The 14922-nt window shown below is 68.3% G+C and carries 12 protein-coding genes; 5 read left to right on the forward strand and 7 right to left on the reverse strand.

The annotated features are described in order from the left end of the window. Positions 1 to 66 precede the first annotated feature (66 nt). From AC3WS4_RS20150 to ung, 7 genes are all read right to left on the reverse strand, one after another. Positions 67 to 627, reverse strand: coding sequence for a hypothetical protein (locus AC3WS4_RS20150; protein WP_492737763.1), 561 nt, complete (start codon positions 625 to 627; stop codon positions 67 to 69). 96 nt (positions 628 to 723) lie between these two features. Continuing rightward, on the reverse strand, positions 724 to 1065 hold the full coding sequence (locus tag AC3WS4_RS20155; protein WP_492737765.1) for an Mpo1-like protein: 342 nt from the start codon (positions 1063 to 1065) through the stop codon (positions 724 to 726). Between the two features lie 550 nt (positions 1066 to 1615). Further along, the gene (locus AC3WS4_RS20160) at positions 1616 to 1807 is read right to left on the reverse strand and encodes a hypothetical protein (RefSeq protein WP_056342384.1); all 192 of its coding nucleotides are present in this window, start codon (positions 1805 to 1807) and stop codon (positions 1616 to 1618) included. A gap of 202 nt (positions 1808 to 2009) precedes the next feature. After that, on the reverse strand, positions 2010 to 2468 hold the full coding sequence (locus AC3WS4_RS20165; protein ID WP_492737767.1) for a YaiI/YqxD family protein: 459 nt from the start codon (positions 2466 to 2468) through the stop codon (positions 2010 to 2012). 31 nt (positions 2469 to 2499) lie between these two features. Beyond that, positions 2500 to 2631 (reverse strand): hypothetical protein, encoded by a 132-nt coding sequence (locus AC3WS4_RS20170; RefSeq protein ID WP_492737769.1) that lies wholly within the window; start codon positions 2629 to 2631, stop codon positions 2500 to 2502. A 93-nt stretch (positions 2632 to 2724) separates the two neighbouring features. Then, complete coding sequence (locus AC3WS4_RS20175) at positions 2725 to 3483, reverse strand: sulfite exporter TauE/SafE family protein (protein WP_492737771.1); 759 nt, start codon at positions 3481 to 3483, stop codon at positions 2725 to 2727. Further along, a complete protein-coding gene (gene ung, locus AC3WS4_RS20180; protein WP_492737773.1) occupies positions 3480 to 4187 on the reverse strand; it encodes a uracil-DNA glycosylase in 708 nt (235 codons plus the stop codon). Before ung ends, AC3WS4_RS20175 begins: the two co-directional genes overlap by 4 nt. Before the next feature lie 87 nt (positions 4188 to 4274). Between ung and AC3WS4_RS20185 the strand changes: the two genes are divergently transcribed. From AC3WS4_RS20185 to AC3WS4_RS20205, 5 genes are all read left to right on the forward strand, one after another. Next, positions 4275 to 4595, forward strand: coding sequence for a phosphoribosyl-ATP diphosphatase (locus tag AC3WS4_RS20185; RefSeq protein WP_492738079.1), 321 nt, complete (start codon positions 4275 to 4277; stop codon positions 4593 to 4595). 9 nt (positions 4596 to 4604) lie between these two features. After that, positions 4605 to 4982, forward strand: coding sequence for a histidine triad nucleotide-binding protein (locus AC3WS4_RS20190; protein WP_492737775.1), 378 nt, complete (start codon positions 4605 to 4607; stop codon positions 4980 to 4982). Positions 4983 to 5100: 118 nt separating this feature from the next. Then, positions 5101 to 10935 carry an alpha-2-macroglobulin family protein gene (locus tag AC3WS4_RS20195; protein WP_492737777.1) on the forward strand — a complete coding sequence of 1945 codons (5835 nt, stop codon included), beginning with the start codon at positions 5101 to 5103 and terminating at the stop codon, positions 10933 to 10935. 143 nt (positions 10936 to 11078) lie between these two features. After that, positions 11079 to 13229: a penicillin-binding protein 1C gene (pbpC, locus tag AC3WS4_RS20200; RefSeq protein ID WP_492737779.1), complete on the forward strand. Its 2151-nt coding sequence runs from the start codon at positions 11079 to 11081 to the stop codon at positions 13227 to 13229. 122 nt (positions 13230 to 13351) lie between these two features. Then, positions 13352 to 14914: an amino acid permease gene (locus AC3WS4_RS20205; RefSeq protein ID WP_056342360.1), complete on the forward strand. Its 1563-nt coding sequence runs from the start codon at positions 13352 to 13354 to the stop codon at positions 14912 to 14914. Positions 14915 to 14922 lie beyond the last annotated feature (8 nt).

Raw genomic sequence — 14922 nt, forward strand, 5'->3', positions numbered from 1 at the left:
TAAGCCACACCCCCGCGCGCTGCCACGCCTATTCGTCGACGAAAGGGCGGCGCCCCCGCCGCGCGCCTATGGCTTGATCTTGCCGACCAGCGATACCGCCGTCGCCCTGGCGCTGTCGTTCGGCGCGCTGCCGACCGTCAGGATGACGAAGCGGCTGTCGTCGAGGAAGACGTTGAGCTGGTTGATCCCGGGCACGAAAAAGGCGCCCTTGCCCAGCCCCGGCACATCCTCGATCTTCTTGTCCGAAAAGGCCGCCATCGTCTTCGCGGTCGCCGATTTCGCCAGCGCGATCGCCTCGGGCGTATTGTCGGCGATCGGCGATTTGCGGGTCATCAGCGTCGCGCTGCCGCCGCTTGCCAGGCGATAGGTGCATTCCGACGTCGCGGCATTGGCGCCCTCGGCCTTGTTGACGAGGCCAAGGCTCGTTTCGGTGACCTGGTCCTTGAGCGCGTCGCCCACCGCCGCCTTGTCGAGCAGCGCGCAGGCATCGCTCGCATCCCAGCCGTCCACCGCGGCCGTCTTCGCCTCGCCGCCGCCCGTGGCGTCCTCTTTCGCGCCGCCGCCGCAGCCGGCGAGCAGCAATGTGCCCAGCGCCGCGGCGATCACACCCTTCACACTCTTGTCCATCCGGAATCTCCCTGCCGATATCGCGCGACCCGCAGCGACGATGCGCCCAAGCCTCCGCAACCGCAAGATCGTCCGCGATTATAGGATGATGAAGCTTCAGCGGCGCCCCCGTACCACCCCCGCCTTGTCGAGTTCGGGTCCCAATCGTCCGGTCAGCCACAGCGCCCACATCCGGAAATCGGCGGCGAGGCTCCACAACGGATAGGTGAAGGTCGCCGGCCGGTTCTTCTCGACCCCGAAATGCGCCACCCACGCGAAGAAATAGCCCGCAAGCGGCAGCGCGACCAGCCCCATCCAGCGCCCGGTGACGACCGCGGCGATCGCGATCAGCACGACCAGGCTGGTCCCGACATAATGGAGCGCGCGCGTCGACGCCTTGCTGTGCTCGCGCAGGTAAAAGGGCCAGAAGGTCGCGAAGCTGGTGTAGAGCCGGGGCATGGGGCGAGGATGATAGCGTTGACGGCGAGGGTCAAGCCGGCGGGTCCAACAGCGGCATTGGGATGGGAAGCGGACCTTGCCGCTCCTCCCTGTCGCGCAGCGATGGGGAGGTGGCAGCGCGAAGCGCTGACGGAGGGGCTGACGCGGTCAAAGGCTGACGCAAGGCCGCGGCCCCTCCACCACCGCTTCGCGGCGGTCCCCCTCCCCATGGCTGCGCCACAGGGAGGATTTATGCCGCGATCGGTCGACAGCAACCGCCGCAGGTTCGCCAACAAACGCCCATCCCGTCACATTGACGGCCACAACCCCATGCGCGTCGCGCCGCGCGAAGCGCTTCGTTTCCCCGGCCTCGAACCTCGCGGGGCCGGGGAACAGACGGGGGCGGACCGGATCGAGCGAGGCCATGCAAGGAAAAGCCCTCCCGCCGGGGTCGCGTCGGCGGAAGGGCTTCCTTGGACCCGGACCGGGCGGAGGGCCGATCCGGGGACGAAAATATTCTGGTGACGGCCCGCCCCCGGCCGGCCCAATTGCCGGCCGGGTCCTGGGGGTGTCACCGGATGCGGGCGGCGGCTTCGCGGACCTTCTGCACCGCGGGGAGCAGCAGGCCGATCAGCGCGTTCACGGGGCCGTTCGAAATCGTCATGCCGCCGGCGGCGGGCTGCGCCGACTGCGCCATCGCCGGGGTCGCCGAGAGGGCGACGGTGAGCGCGAGAACAGGGGCGAGGATCAGGGTCTTGGTCATCTTATAGTCCTTTCGAACGGGGTCGAACTTGGGTGTCGTGTTTCAAAACTGGCTCGGGGCGTTCCCGATGGCCGGCTTATGGCGGCGCGCGCGCCGGCCGGCCGTGACGCACATCACTGGCCCCGAAAAATGTTCACAACGCTTTGGAAAGGAAGAAGGAAAATCTTCGGATTCTTCTTCGCCGGCGAACCCTAGCCGCGAATTAGCCGCGTTTGAGCTTCACCAGCGCGGTGTCGAGCGCCTGCAGAAAGGCCGAACGGTCGGCTTTCGAGAAGGGCGGCGGGCCGCCCATGCCGTCCCCCATCCCCGATCGCAAATCGGCCATGATCGCGCGCGTCGCGATCGCGGGGCCGATCGACGCGAGCGTGAACGGTTTGCCCGTCGGTGCGAGCACGATCGCCCCCGCCTTGAGCGCGCGGTCGGCGAGCAATATGTCGGAGGTGACCACGATGCTGCGCGGCGTCGCCGCCTCGGCGATCCAGTCATCGGCGGCGTCGAAGCCGTCCGAGACGACGACGCGCTCGATCAGCGGATGCTCGGGCACGCGCAGCCGGCTGTTGCTGACGACCTTGACCGCGACTTCGTGCCGCCACGCAACCTTGTAGATTTCGTCCTTCACCGGGCAGGCGTCGGCATCGACCAATATCGTCGTCGCCGTCATCGTGCCGCGCCCGCCCGCCGACGGAGCGGCGTCACTTCTTCATATTGTCGAGTCCCGCGACCACGCCGGTCTTGGTCGACGGGTTGCTCGCATTGGGCTTTTTCGGCTTTTCGGCCTTGGGCTTGCGCGCTTCGCGGTTCGTCTTCTTCTGGCCCTTGGCCATGATCAATACCTTTGAGGGGGAGGACGCCTGTGCCCGCCGACCGCCACCCTAGGCGCAACACGCCCGCGCGTCGCCTGTTTCCCGCGCACGCGCTCACGCCGACACCCCGTCCCACAGCAGTTTCGCGCCGAGCAGCACCATCAGGACGTAAATGATCACATAGAAGCGCGCGGGGTCCATCCGCTTGAGCCAGCGCACCGTGACCAAGGTCGAGACGATCGCGAGCGGCATCAGCAGCAGCGCCGCGACCACCACCTCGTGCGGGAAGGCGCCGAGCGCGAGATAGGCGGGCACCTTCATCCAGTTGATGATCGCGAACAGGATCGAGCTGGTCCCGATGAAGACGAGGTGCGGCAACTGGCGCGGGGTCACCCACATCTGGAAGGGCGGACCGCCGGCATGCGCGATCTGACTCGTCAGCCCCGTCGCGACCCCGAACAGGCTGCCGACCCAACCCGGCGAGCGCGACGCCGCTACGACGCGTCCGCCGCGTTCGACCCACAGCCGATAGAGGCCGAAGAGCATCGTAATGCCGCCGAGCGCCGCCATCAGCTGCGCCTCGTTGACCTGTTCGGCGAAATACCAGCCGCCGAGCACGCCGAGCGCGGCGCCGGGCAGCATCCAGCCGATGATCCACCCGTCCCACGTCGCGCGGAACGACCAGACGCTGACGACATCCTGCACGATCAGGATCGGCAGCAGCAGCGCCGCGGCGGTCGCCGGCGGCAGGACGAGCGCAGCGAGCGGCGTCGCCAAGGCACCGACCCCGGCGAGCCCGCCCTTCGCCATACCGAGCAGAATCACCGCGACGATCAAAATCGCCAGCGTCATCGGGTCGGCCAATATGCTCATTCGGCGTCCGGCGTCTCGGGCAATTGCCAGTCGATCGTGCCGCGCCCCTTCGCGGCGAGGAATGCATTGGCCTGGCTGAACGGCTTCGACCCGAAGAAGCCGTTGTGCGCCGACAGCGGCGAGGGGTGCGGCGCGCGCAGGATCAGGTGCGGGCTGTCTGCGCCCAGCCCCGGCACGTCGGCGGCCTTGCGCTGCGCATGGCTGCCCCACAGGATGAAGACCTTGGGCGCCGGATCGGCGGCGACCGCCGCGACCGCGGCGTCGGTGAAGCGCTCCCAGCCGCGTTTCTGGTGCGACGCCGCCATGCCCGCCTCGACCGTCAGCACATTGTTGAGCAGCAGCACGCCCTGCGCCGCCCAGCTTTTGAGATAGCCGTGCCGCGCCGGCGCGATGCCGAGGTCGTCGCGCATTTCCTTGTAGATATTGACGAGGCTCGGCGGCGTGCGCACCCCCGGCTGGACCGAGAAGCACAGCCCATGCGCCTGGTCGGGACCATGATAGGGGTCCTGCCCCAGGATCACGACGCGCACATCCTGCGGCGGCGTCGCATCGAGCGCCGCGAACCAGTCGCTTGGGCGCGGATAGATGGTCTTGCCCTTGGCGCGCTCGGCGGCAAGATACGCCTTCAGCTCGCCCATATAGGGCAAATCGAACTCGCCGCCGATGCGGGCGAGCCAGTCGGGATGGAGCTTGACCTCGGCCATGCGGCCTTTGACCGGAGCCGGCGCGCCTTGTCCAGCGGCTATTCCATCGCTAGGCACGGCGCGCAGACAGGGGATCATTTGATGGCGATCGGCGAAGCACTGGATCAGCTCGAGGCGGTGGTGAAAACGCGGCTCGCCGCGGGCGACGCCGAAGCCAGCTATGTCGCCAGCCTCGCCGCCAAGGGGCGCCGCAAGATCGCGCAAAAGCTGGGCGAGGAGGCGGTCGAAACCGTGATCGCGGCGGTCAGCGAGGACGACGCCGCGCTGGTCGGCGAAGCAAGCGACCTCCTCTTCCATCTCGCCATCCTGCTCGCCGACCGCGGCCTCGGCTGGGACGCCATCGCGACCGAACTCACCCGCCGCCACGGCACCTCGGGCCACGCCGAAAAGGCCGCCCGCCCCCGCTAGGAGCTCTCCATGCCGATCGACGCCACCCTCCCCTATGACGAGACCAACATCTTCGCGCGCATCCTGCGCGGCGAACTGCCGTGCCAGAAGGTCCATGAGGACGACTTCAGCCTCGCCTTCCACGACATCAATCCGCAGGCGCCGCTGCACATCCTCGTCATCCCCAAGGGTCCCTATGTCAGCTGGGACGATTTCTCCGCGCGCGGCAGCGACGCCGAAATCGCGGGCTTTATCCGCGCGGTCGGCCAGGTCGCGCGCGATGCGGGCCTCGTCGCGCCGGGCTATCGCCTGCTCGCCAATGTCGGCTTCGACAGCCATCAGGAGGTTCCGCACCTGCATGTCCATATTTTTGCAGGACAAAAATTGGGGCCGATGCTGGCCCGCTGAGTCGGCCAAACGCTTCATCGCGGCAAAATCTGCGACGAACCGTTTCATTTCGTCGGCGAACCGTTGACTATTCGCCCGCGTTTCGGCACATAAGACGCTGGGTCTTTGGGAGGCAGCGATGGCGCGTTTTTGGCAAGGACTCGGGGTGCGATTCGCGGCGAAGGCCCGCCTCGCGCTGATGCTCCCGCTCGCCATGGCGGTCGCCGCCGCGAGCGGCGACACCATCCCGCAGGTCATCCTCGCCACCCCCGGCAGCGCCGGCACCGGCGACGGCACGATCAGCCGCTTCACGCTGCGCTTTTCCGAAGACATCGTGCCGCTGGGCGATCCGCGCGCCAAGGCCCCCGCGACCAACGATTGCAAGCTGCCCGCCACCGGCCGCTGGGTCGACACGCGCACCTGGGTGCTCGAATTCGAAAAATCGCTGCCCGGCGGCATGAGCTGCCACGTCGAGCTGCTCCCGACGCTCAAGACGGCAAGCGGCGTTTCGGTCGGCGGCAACAGCCGTTTCGAGATCGACAGCGGCGGCCCCTCGGCGCGCGCGGTGCTCGTCGGCGGCACTTATGATGGGGTCGAGGAGGATCAGATCTTCCTCGTCGCGACCAATGTCGCCGCCGACCGCGCCTCGGTCGGCCGCTTCGCCTATTGCGCGGTCGACGGCATCGGCGAGAAGATTCCGGTCGACGTGCTGGGGTCCGACACCGCGAGCGAAATCCTCGACGGCCTCGGCAACAACAATTGGGACCGCCAGGAATTCGCCTATAATGGCAATCTCCCGCTGCGGCTCGCCGCGGGGCCCGACCGCGCCGCCGCGCTCGAACGCATCGTGCCCGTCAAATGCCGCCGCCCGCTGCCCCCCGGCCGCGAGATGGCGCTCGTCTGGGACGCGCGCATCCAGCAGGCGGGTGCGCCCAGCCGCACCGCCGGGCGCGACCAGCGCTTCGATTATGACGTCCGCCCCGCCTTCACCGCGAAAATGTCGTGCAGCCGGATCAACCCGCAGGCGGGCTGCAACCCGATCAAGGACATCACGCTCAGCTTCGCCTCGCCGGTCGCGCGCGACACCGCGCTCGCCGCGACGCTCACCACCGCCGACGGCAAGCGCCTCACCGCGCGCGTCGACGACGACGACAAGAATGACGCGCATGTCACCTATGTCCGCTTCAAGGGGCCGTTGCCGCAGAATGTCGACGCGACGCTGATCCTGCCCGCCGACGTTACCGACCAGAGCGGCCGCAAGCTGCAGAACCAGTCGAATTTCCCGCTGAAATTCCACATCGACCGCGCCCCGCCGCTGGTCAAGTTCGCCGCCGAATTCGGCATCCTCGAGGCCGGCGAGGGCGGCGTGCTGCCCGTCACCGTGCGCGGGGTCGAGGCTTCGCTGGTCCAGGCGAACCTCAAGATGCCCGCCAATATACTGAAGGTCGGCGACGACGATGCCGCGATCGCCCGATGGCTGAAGCGCGTCGACGAGGCCGACAACAGCGATTATCGCGAGGAACGCGACGCGACCGGCAAGGAAGTCACCGTCAACTACACCGGCAGCAAGTCGGTGTTCGACGGCGCTCCTGCGGGGGGCGAGCGCCGCGACATGGTGCTGAGCCCGCCCGCCGGCGGCAAGGAGTTCGAGGTCGTCGGCATCCCGCTCGGTGAAAAGGGTTTCCATGTCGTCGAGATCGCGAGCCCCGAACTCGGCGCCGCGCTGCTCGGCCGCAAGTCCACCCGTTATGTCGCGACCGCCGCGCTCGTCACCAACATGGCGGTGCATTTCAAATGGGGCCGCGAAAATTCGCTCGCCTGGGTGACCTCGCTCGACACCGGCCTGCCCGTGCCCGGCGCCGAGATCCGCGTCACCGACAGCTGCACCGGGCGCCAGCTCGCGCGCGGCACCGCCGACAAGGCGGGCCGCCTCGCCTTCCCGAACGGCCTGCCGCAACCCGAAACCTATGCGAGCTGCGAAGAAAAGCCCGACATGGCGGTCAGCGAGGGCCATGCGCTGATGGTCAGCGCGCGCAGCGGCGACGATTTCAGCTTCACCCTCACCGACTGGGGCGACGGCATCCGCCCCTATGACTTCGACCTGCCTTATGGCTGGTCCGAACGCGACGACATCCTTCACACCATCTTCGACCGCGCGCTGGTCAAGGCGGGCGAGAGCGTCAACATGAAGCATGTCCTGCGCCGCCCGGTCGGCACCGGCTTCGCCGCGCCCAAACCGATCGCGGGCAAGCTGCGCCTCGTTCACCGCGGCTCGGACACCGAATTCACCATGCCGTTCAGCATCGACGCGTCGGGCAGCGGCGAGAATGTCTGGAACGTCCCCGCCTCGGCGCCGATGGGCGATTACGACCTCGTCTTCGTCACCAAGGACAAGGATGGCGAGGACAAGACGATCTGGTCGTCGCAATCGATCAAGGTCGACGAATATCGCCTGCCGACGATGAAGGCTACCGTCACCGGGCCGAAACTGCCGCCGGTGCGTCCGACGCAAATTCCGCTGTCGCTGTTCGTCGGCTATCTGTCGGGCGGCCCCGCGCCCAACCTGCCGGTCGAGATGCGCACCAGCTTCTCGCCCAGCTGGTCGCCGCCCGAGGATTATCGCGACTGGGACTTCGACGGTCAGCCGGTCAAGGAAGGCACGATCCAGCTCGACGACAGCGGCGAGGAACCCGCCGCCGACCTGCCGCTCGCGCGCTCGGTGCCGCTCGTCCTCGACGCCAACGGCAGCGCGACGACCAATGTCATGGTCGACCAGCCGATCACCGAACCGACGCAAATGGCGGTCGAGATGGATTATGAGGACGCCAATGGCGAGACCTTGACCTCCAGCCGCCGCATCACCCTCTTCCCTTCGGCGGTTCGCCTCGGGCTCAAGACCGACGGCTGGCTGATGCGCGACAACGACCTGCGCCTCAATTTCATCGCGCTCGACCTCGACGGCAAGCCGCTGTCGGGCCAGCGCGTCTCGGTGGCAGTCTACAGCCGCGAGATCATCACCGCCCGGCGTCGCCTGATCGGCGGCTTCTACGCCTATGACAACCAGATGCGCACGCGGCGCCTCGACGCGACCTGCTCGGCATCGACCGACAAACTCGGTCGCGCGCACTGCGCGATGGCGCCCGGCATTTCGGGCGAGGTCACCGTCGTCGCGACCACCGTCGACGCCGACGGCAACGAGGCACGCGCCGTCCGCTCGGTCTGGCTCGCGGGCGACGACGACTGGTGGTTCGGCGGCGACAATGGCGACCGCATGGACGTGATCGCCGAAAAGCCGCGTTACGCCGCGGGCGACACCGCGCGCTTCCAGGTTCGCATGCCCTTCCGCGAGGCGACCGCGCTGGTCACCGTCGAACGCGAGGGCGTGCTGTCGAGCTTCGTCGTGCCGCTCAAGGGCACCAACCCGGTGGTCGACGTCAAGCTGCCCGCCAGCTACGCTCCCGACGTCTATGTCTCGGTGATGGCGGTGCGCGGCCGCGTCACCGGCGACGAAAGCTGGTTCCGCAAGCTGAAACGCGCTGCGGGCTTCAAGATCGAAAATAGCGAGGGCGCCCCCGCGACCGCGCTCGTCGACCTCGCCAAACCCAGCTATCGCATGGGCATCGCGCGGATCAAGGTCGGCTGGGAAGGCCATCAGCTCGGCGTCAAGGTCAAGGCCGACAAGGCGACCTACGCCGTCCGCGAAACCGCCAAGGTCGCGATCGAGGTCAAGGGCCCCGACGGCAAGGCCCCGGCCAACGCCGACGTCGCCTTCGCCGCGGTCGATGAGGCTTTGCTCCAGCTCGCACCGAACGAAAGCTGGAAGCTGATCGACGCGATGATGGGCGAACGCACCCTCGATGTGCTGACCTCGACCGCGCAGATGCAGGTCGTCGGCAAACGCCATTATGGCCGCAAGGCGCTCGAACCGGGCGGCGGCGGCGGTGGCGACCTCAGCGGCCTGACCCGCGAGGACTTCCGTCCGGTGCTGCTGTGGAAGGGCCGTGTCCCGCTCGACGCCAAGGGCCGCGCCACCGTCGACGTGCCGCTCAGCGACAATCTGTCGGGCTTCCGCCTCGTCGCGATCGCGACCGACGGGTCGCAGCTCTTCGGCACCGGCGAGACGAGCGTCCGCACCGTGCAGGATCTCGGCGTCTTCGCCGGGCTTCCCGAGCTCGTCCGCACCGGCGACGCCTATGACGCGCGCTTCACGTTGCGCAACGGCACCGACAAGGCGATGGAGGTCACCGCGACCGCGACGCTGTCGCCCGCCGTCGCCACCGCGCCGCCGCTCACCGTCACCATCCCCGCGGGCGGCGCGGTGCCGATCAGCTGGCAGATGACCGCGCCCGACCTCGTCGGCCCGATCGAATGGACCGTCGAGGCGTCGGCAAAGGGCGGCAAGTCGCGCGACCGGCTCGTCTTCCAGCAGGTCGTCGAACCCGCGGTACCGGTCGAAACCTGGGCCGCCAGCCTGTTCCGTGTCGGCCCCGACACCAGCTTGGCCGTAGGCATTCCCGAAGGCGCGCTCACCGGCGGTTATGTCGACATCGCGCTCGCGGGCACCCTCGCTCCGCCGCTGTCGGGCGTGCGCGATTATATGGGCGTCTACCCGTACAATTGCTTCGAACAATCGACATCGCGCGCCGTCGCGCTCGGCGATGTCGGCCGCTGGCAGGCGCTGGCGGGGGCGATCCCGACCTATCTCGATAAGGACGGGCTGCTGCGTTACTGGCCCAACGACCGGCTCGAAGGGTCGCCGGAACTGACCGCCTATGTGCTCGCGGTGACCGCTGCCAACGGCTTCGCCATCCCCGAGGATTCGAAGGCTAAGATGATCAAGGCGCTGCAGGCGATCGTCGAAGGTCGCCTGACCCGCAAGGGGTACGGCCCCTATGACATCCGCCCGGTCCGCGTCGCCGCGCTGGCCGCGCTCGCGCGCAACGATGCGTCGAGCCCCAAGCTCGTCGCGGCCATCGACATGGCGCCGGTCGACATGGCCACCGGCACCCTCGCCGACTGGCTCGTCGCGATCGAACGCACCCCGAATGTGCGCAATGCCCCGGCGCTGCGCACCGCCGCCGAGGCCGAGCTGCGCAAGCGCCTCGTCTACGAAGGCACCCGCGTCGATCTCGTCGACGATGCCAAGGCGCCCTGGTGGATGATGGTCAGCGGCGACGAAATGGCGATCAAGGCGCTCGACGCGGTGCTCGGCCGCAAGGGCTGGGAGGATGACGCGGGCAAGCTGATGGTCGGCGTCGCGCAGCGCCAGCGCAGGGGCCATTGGGACACCACCCCCGCCAACGCCTGGGGCGCGACCGTCGTCCGCCGCTTCGCCACCCTTTATCCGGCGGCGGCGATCACCGGCGTCACCCGCATCAGCCTCGCCGATGCGAGCGCGGCGCAAAGCTGGCCGCTTCCTGATACAACCAGCCCGCTCCGTGTGCCGCTCGTCACCGGCAAGATGGCGCTGCAACACCAGGGCACCGGTACGCCCTGGGCGGTGGTCAGCGTCAAGGCCGCCGTGCCGCTCAGGGAGCCGCTCAACGCCGGGTACCGGATCAAGCGCAGCGTCAGCGTGGTCAAGGCCGCCGACCCGAACCGCCTCGTCCGCGGCGACGTCATCAAGGTGCGGATCGAGGTCATCGCCGCCGCCGGACGGACCTGGGTCGTCGTCAACGACCCGATCCCGCCGGGCGCGACGATCGTCGGCAATCTCGGCGGCCAGTCGCAGATGCTGGCGGCGCAGGCCGGGGGCGAGGGCGTCTGGCCGAGCTATGTCGAACGCGGCAAGGACAGCTGGCGCGGTTACTTCGGCTGGATGCCCGCGGGCACCCACGCGGTCGAATATGTCGTGCGCCTCAATGGCTCGGGCCGCTTCAACATGCCGCAGACGCGCGTCGAGGCGATGTACTCGCCCGCGATCCGCGGCCAGTGGCCGAACGCCCCGCTGACCGTGGCGGCTGCGGCGAATTGATGGCCTCGGCGCCCGCCTTCAAAACTCCGTCATTGCGAGCGGAGCGAAGCAATCCAGAGCGGCTTGCCACACCCTGGATTGCTTCGCTTCGCTCGCAATGACGAGGTGAGTGATGGAATGACCTGCAACGGCGCGCAAAGGCGATGACTGGGCCCGTCCCCCGCAAATCCCGCATCGGCGACGCCCTCGCCTGGACCGCGCTCGCCCTCCTCATCCTCGTCACCGCCGCGCACCTCCTCACCAAGCCCCCCGCGATGCCCGACTACGAGGACGTCCGCGCCGACTGGAAACCCAGCGAAGCCTGGCTCTACGACCGCGACGGCCGTCTGCTCGACAGCGAGCGCGTCGATTTCGAACGCCGCCGCATGGCCTGGGTGCCGCTGAAGGACATCGCGCCCGCCGTCCGCGCCGCCGTCGTCGCCAGCGAGGACAAACGCTATTGGTCGCACGGCGGGGTCGACTGGCTCGCGATCGCCAGCGCCGCGAAAACGCGCCTGAATTTGGGGGGGACCGGCGGCCGTTCGCGCGGCGCCTCGACGCTGCCGATGCAGCTCGCGGGTTTCCTCGCCCCCGACCTCGCGCTCCCCGGCCAGCGCGGTTGGCTGAACAAGATTCGTCAGATGCGCGCCGGGCAGGACCTCGCCGCGCACTGGACGCGCGAGCAGATGCTCGAGGCCTACTTCAACCTCGTCCCCCTGCGCGGCGAGACGCAGGGCATCGGCGCCGGCGCCCGCGCCTTGTTCGGCAAAAGCCCCGCCGACATGGACCACACCGACGCCGCGCTGTTCGCCGGGCTGCTTCCCAACCCCGCGGCGGGCGCCGAAACGCTCGGGCAACGCGCCTGCCGCGTGGCCGGCGCAAAGGATTGCACCGCGATCCGCGGCGCCGCCGCGACGCTCGTCTCGGGCGAACGCATCGCGCAGCTCGACCCCGCGCTCGCGCCGCACCTCGCGGTCCGCCTGCTCGACAAGCCCGGCAAGCGCGTCACCACCACGATCGACCGCCGGATCCAGGAGGCCGCGATCGTCGCGCTCAAGCGCCAGCTCGCGGGCCTTGGTGCCGACCGCGTCCGCGACGGCGCGGTCGTCGTGCTCGACAACGCCACCGGCGACGTGCTCGCCTATGTCGGCGGCGTCGGTTTGAAATCAACCGCGGCGCAGGTCGACGGCGCCAATGCGCGGCGCCAGGCCGGCTCGACCCTCAAGCCGCATCTCTATGCGCAGGTGATCGAGCATCGCTGGCTCACCGCCGCCTCGATCCTCGACGACAGCCCGGTCCAGCTCGACACCGCCTCGGGCCTTTATGTGCCCAAGAATTACGACCATAGCTTCAAGGGGCCGGTCAGCGTCCGCCACGCGCTCGCCTCGTCGCTCAACGTCCCCGCCGTCCGCACCCTGCTGATCGACGACGTCCAGCAATTCCGCGACCGCCTGTGGGCGCTCGGCTATCACGGCCTCGGCGAGGACGGCGAATATTATGGATTCTCGCTGGCGCTGGGTTCCGCGGAGGTTTCGCTGGTAGAACAAGCTAACGCCTTCAGAACCTTCGCAAATCACGGCAACTGGTCCCCCGTGCACTTCGTCGATATGCGCGATGATCGTGAAGGTCCGCGCGCCATCGTCAGCCCCGCCGCCGCCTTCATCGTCGGCGACATCCTCGCCGACGCCTCCGCCCGCACCGACGCCTTCGGCGCCGACAGCGCGCTCCGCCTCCCCTTCTGGGCCGCCGCGAAGACCGGCACGTCAAAGGGCATGCGCGACAATTGGTGCATCGGCTGGTCCGACCGCTTCACCGTCGCGGTGTGGGTCGGCAATCTCGAGGGCGATTCGATGCGCGCCGTATCGGGCACCTCGGGCGCCGCGCCCGTCTGGCGCGACGTGATGATGGCACTCCACGCCGGAAACCCCGGCAAGGCCCCCGCGATGCCCGCCGATGTCGAGGCCCGCCAAATCGCGCTGCCCGGCACCCGCGAGCCGCCGCGCCGCGAATATTTCATCCGCGGCACCGGCCAGGCCGAAATGGCCGCCGCCCCCGCCGCCGCGCGGCGCCCGCGCATCACCAGCCCGGTCAGCGGCAGCGTCTATGCGCTCGACCCCGACATCCCGCTCGATCGCCAGCGGCTCGGCATCGCGGTCAGCGGCGAAGTCACCGGCTATCGCCTGATCCTCGACAAGGTGATGCTCGGCGACGCCGACGCCGGGCAACAGATTTTACCACGCCCCGGCAGTCATATGCTCGCGCTCGTCGACCCCGGCGGTCGCATGGTCGACCGCGTGCGTTTCACGGTGCGATAAACCGGGTTGGACCCACCCGAATCCGTCTTTCGGCCCCGTGAAATTAAGTTGCGCTGACGGGAGGAGCGTTTACTCTACCCCGCCATGAGAGGCCCACACCGGGTCCCAAAGGGGAATTTTGGATGATATTTGGTCGCGTCAAACCGCTCGACGCCATCTTGGCCACCGCCGAGAAAAAGTCGCTGCATCGAACGCTCGGTGCGTTCCAGCTCACCCTGTTCGGCATCGGCTGCGTCATCGGCACCGGCATTTTCGTGCTGACCTCGGCCGGCGCGCAAAAGGCCGGGCCAGGCCTGATGCTCGCCTTCGCGATCGCGGGGCTGATCTGTATCGTCGCCGCGCTCTGCTACGCTGAAATCGCCGCGATGATCCCCGTCGCGGGTTCCGCCTATACCTACACCTATGCGACGATGGGCGAGGTTCTCGCCTGGACCGTCGGCTGGGCCCTTGTCCTCGAATATGCGGTCGCGGCGTCCGCGGTGTCGGTCGGGTGGTCCGGCTATTTCACCGGAACGATATTGAATGAGTTCCTCGGGATACAGCTGCCATCCTACCTCGCCGGCGCGCCACTGGCGCTCGGCGGGATCGAAGGCGGGTTCATCAACCTGCCCGCCGTGGTCATCGCCCTGCTCGTCACCTGGCTGCTGATGATCGGCACGACCGAAAGCGCGCGGGTCAACGCGATCCTCGTCGCGATCAAGGTCACCGCACTCACCGCCTTCATCGTGCTGACGCTGCCCAGCGACTATTTCTCGACCGACAAGTTCAATCCCTTCCTGCCCGCCGGCGTCTTCGGCGGCTTCGGTTCGGGCCTCGGCGCGGTCGGCGCGGCGGCGACGATCTTCTTCGCCTATGTCGGCTTCGACGCGGTTTCGACCGCGGCCGAAGAAACCAAGAATCCGCAACGCAACGTGCCGATCGGCCTGATCGGCTCGCTGCTCTTCTGCACCGTCTTCTACATCCTCGTCGCCGCCGGCGCGATCGGCACCGTCGGTGGTCAGCCGATCATGGGCCCGAACGGCATCCCCTTCCCCGCCGGCTCGGAAGAACTGGCACGCCAGTGCGCGACCTTCGCCGCCGACCAGCTGCCGCTCGTCTGCTCGAACGAAGCGCTTGCGCATGTGCTGCGCCAGATCGGCTGGTCGGGCGTCGGCAACATGCTCGGTATCGCCGCCTTCGTCGCGCTGCCGTCGGTCATCCTGATCCTGCTGTTCGGCCAGACCCGCGTCGCTTTCGTGATGAGCCGCGACGGCCTGCTCCCCGAATCGTGGAGCAAGGTCCATCCCAAGTGGAAGACCCCGCACATCATCACCGCGATCACCGGTGCGGCTGTGGCCTTCGCCGCCGCTTTCCTGCCGGTCGGCAAGCTCGCCGACATCGCCAATGCCGGCACGCTCTATGCGTTCATGATGGTCGCCGTCGCGGTGATGATCCTGCGCAAGACCGCCGCCGACACGCCGCGTGCGTTCAGGACGCCCGCGCTGTGGCTGATCGGCCCCGCCACCATCGCCGGCACGGTGTTCCTGTTCTTCAACCTGCCGCTCGACGCGATGCTCGTGCTGCCGATCTGGGGTGCGATCGGGCTGCTGATCTACTTCCTCTACAGCCGCAGCCGCAGCCATCTCGGTCGCGGCATCGTCGAGGTGCATGAGGACGATCTGGAACCGCACGCGCCGATCAACTGACGCTAAAC

The organism is Sphingopyxis sp. EU05-FHT14B03, assembly GCF_058790875.1.

Coding starts and splice junctions, on each gene's coding strand:
- AC3WS4_RS20150 (WP_492737763.1), bottom strand. CDS start 627: ATGGACAAGAGTGTGAAGGGTGTGATCGCCGCGGCGCTGGGCACATTG.
- AC3WS4_RS20155 (WP_492737765.1), bottom strand. CDS start 1,065: ATGCCCCGGCTCTACACCAGCTTCGCGACCTTCTGGCCCTTTTACCTG.
- AC3WS4_RS20160 (WP_056342384.1), bottom strand. CDS start 1,807: ATGACCAAGACCCTGATCCTCGCCCCTGTTCTCGCGCTCACCGTCGCC.
- AC3WS4_RS20165 (WP_492737767.1), bottom strand. CDS start 2,468: ATGACGGCGACGACGATATTGGTCGATGCCGACGCCTGCCCGGTGAAG.
- AC3WS4_RS20170 (WP_492737769.1), bottom strand. CDS start 2,631: ATGGCCAAGGGCCAGAAGAAGACGAACCGCGAAGCGCGCAAGCCCAAG.
- AC3WS4_RS20175 (WP_492737771.1), bottom strand. CDS start 3,483: ATGAGCATATTGGCCGACCCGATGACGCTGGCGATTTTGATCGTCGCG.
- ung (WP_492737773.1), bottom strand. CDS start 4,187: ATGGCCGAGGTCAAGCTCCATCCCGACTGGCTCGCCCGCATCGGCGGC.
- AC3WS4_RS20190 (WP_492737775.1), top strand. CDS start 4,605: ATGCCGATCGACGCCACCCTCCCCTATGACGAGACCAACATCTTCGCG.
- AC3WS4_RS20195 (WP_492737777.1), top strand. CDS start 5,101: ATGGCGCGTTTTTGGCAAGGACTCGGGGTGCGATTCGCGGCGAAGGCC.
- pbpC (WP_492737779.1), top strand. CDS start 11,079: ATGACTGGGCCCGTCCCCCGCAAATCCCGCATCGGCGACGCCCTCGCC.
- AC3WS4_RS20205 (WP_056342360.1), top strand. CDS start 13,352: ATGATATTTGGTCGCGTCAAACCGCTCGACGCCATCTTGGCCACCGCC.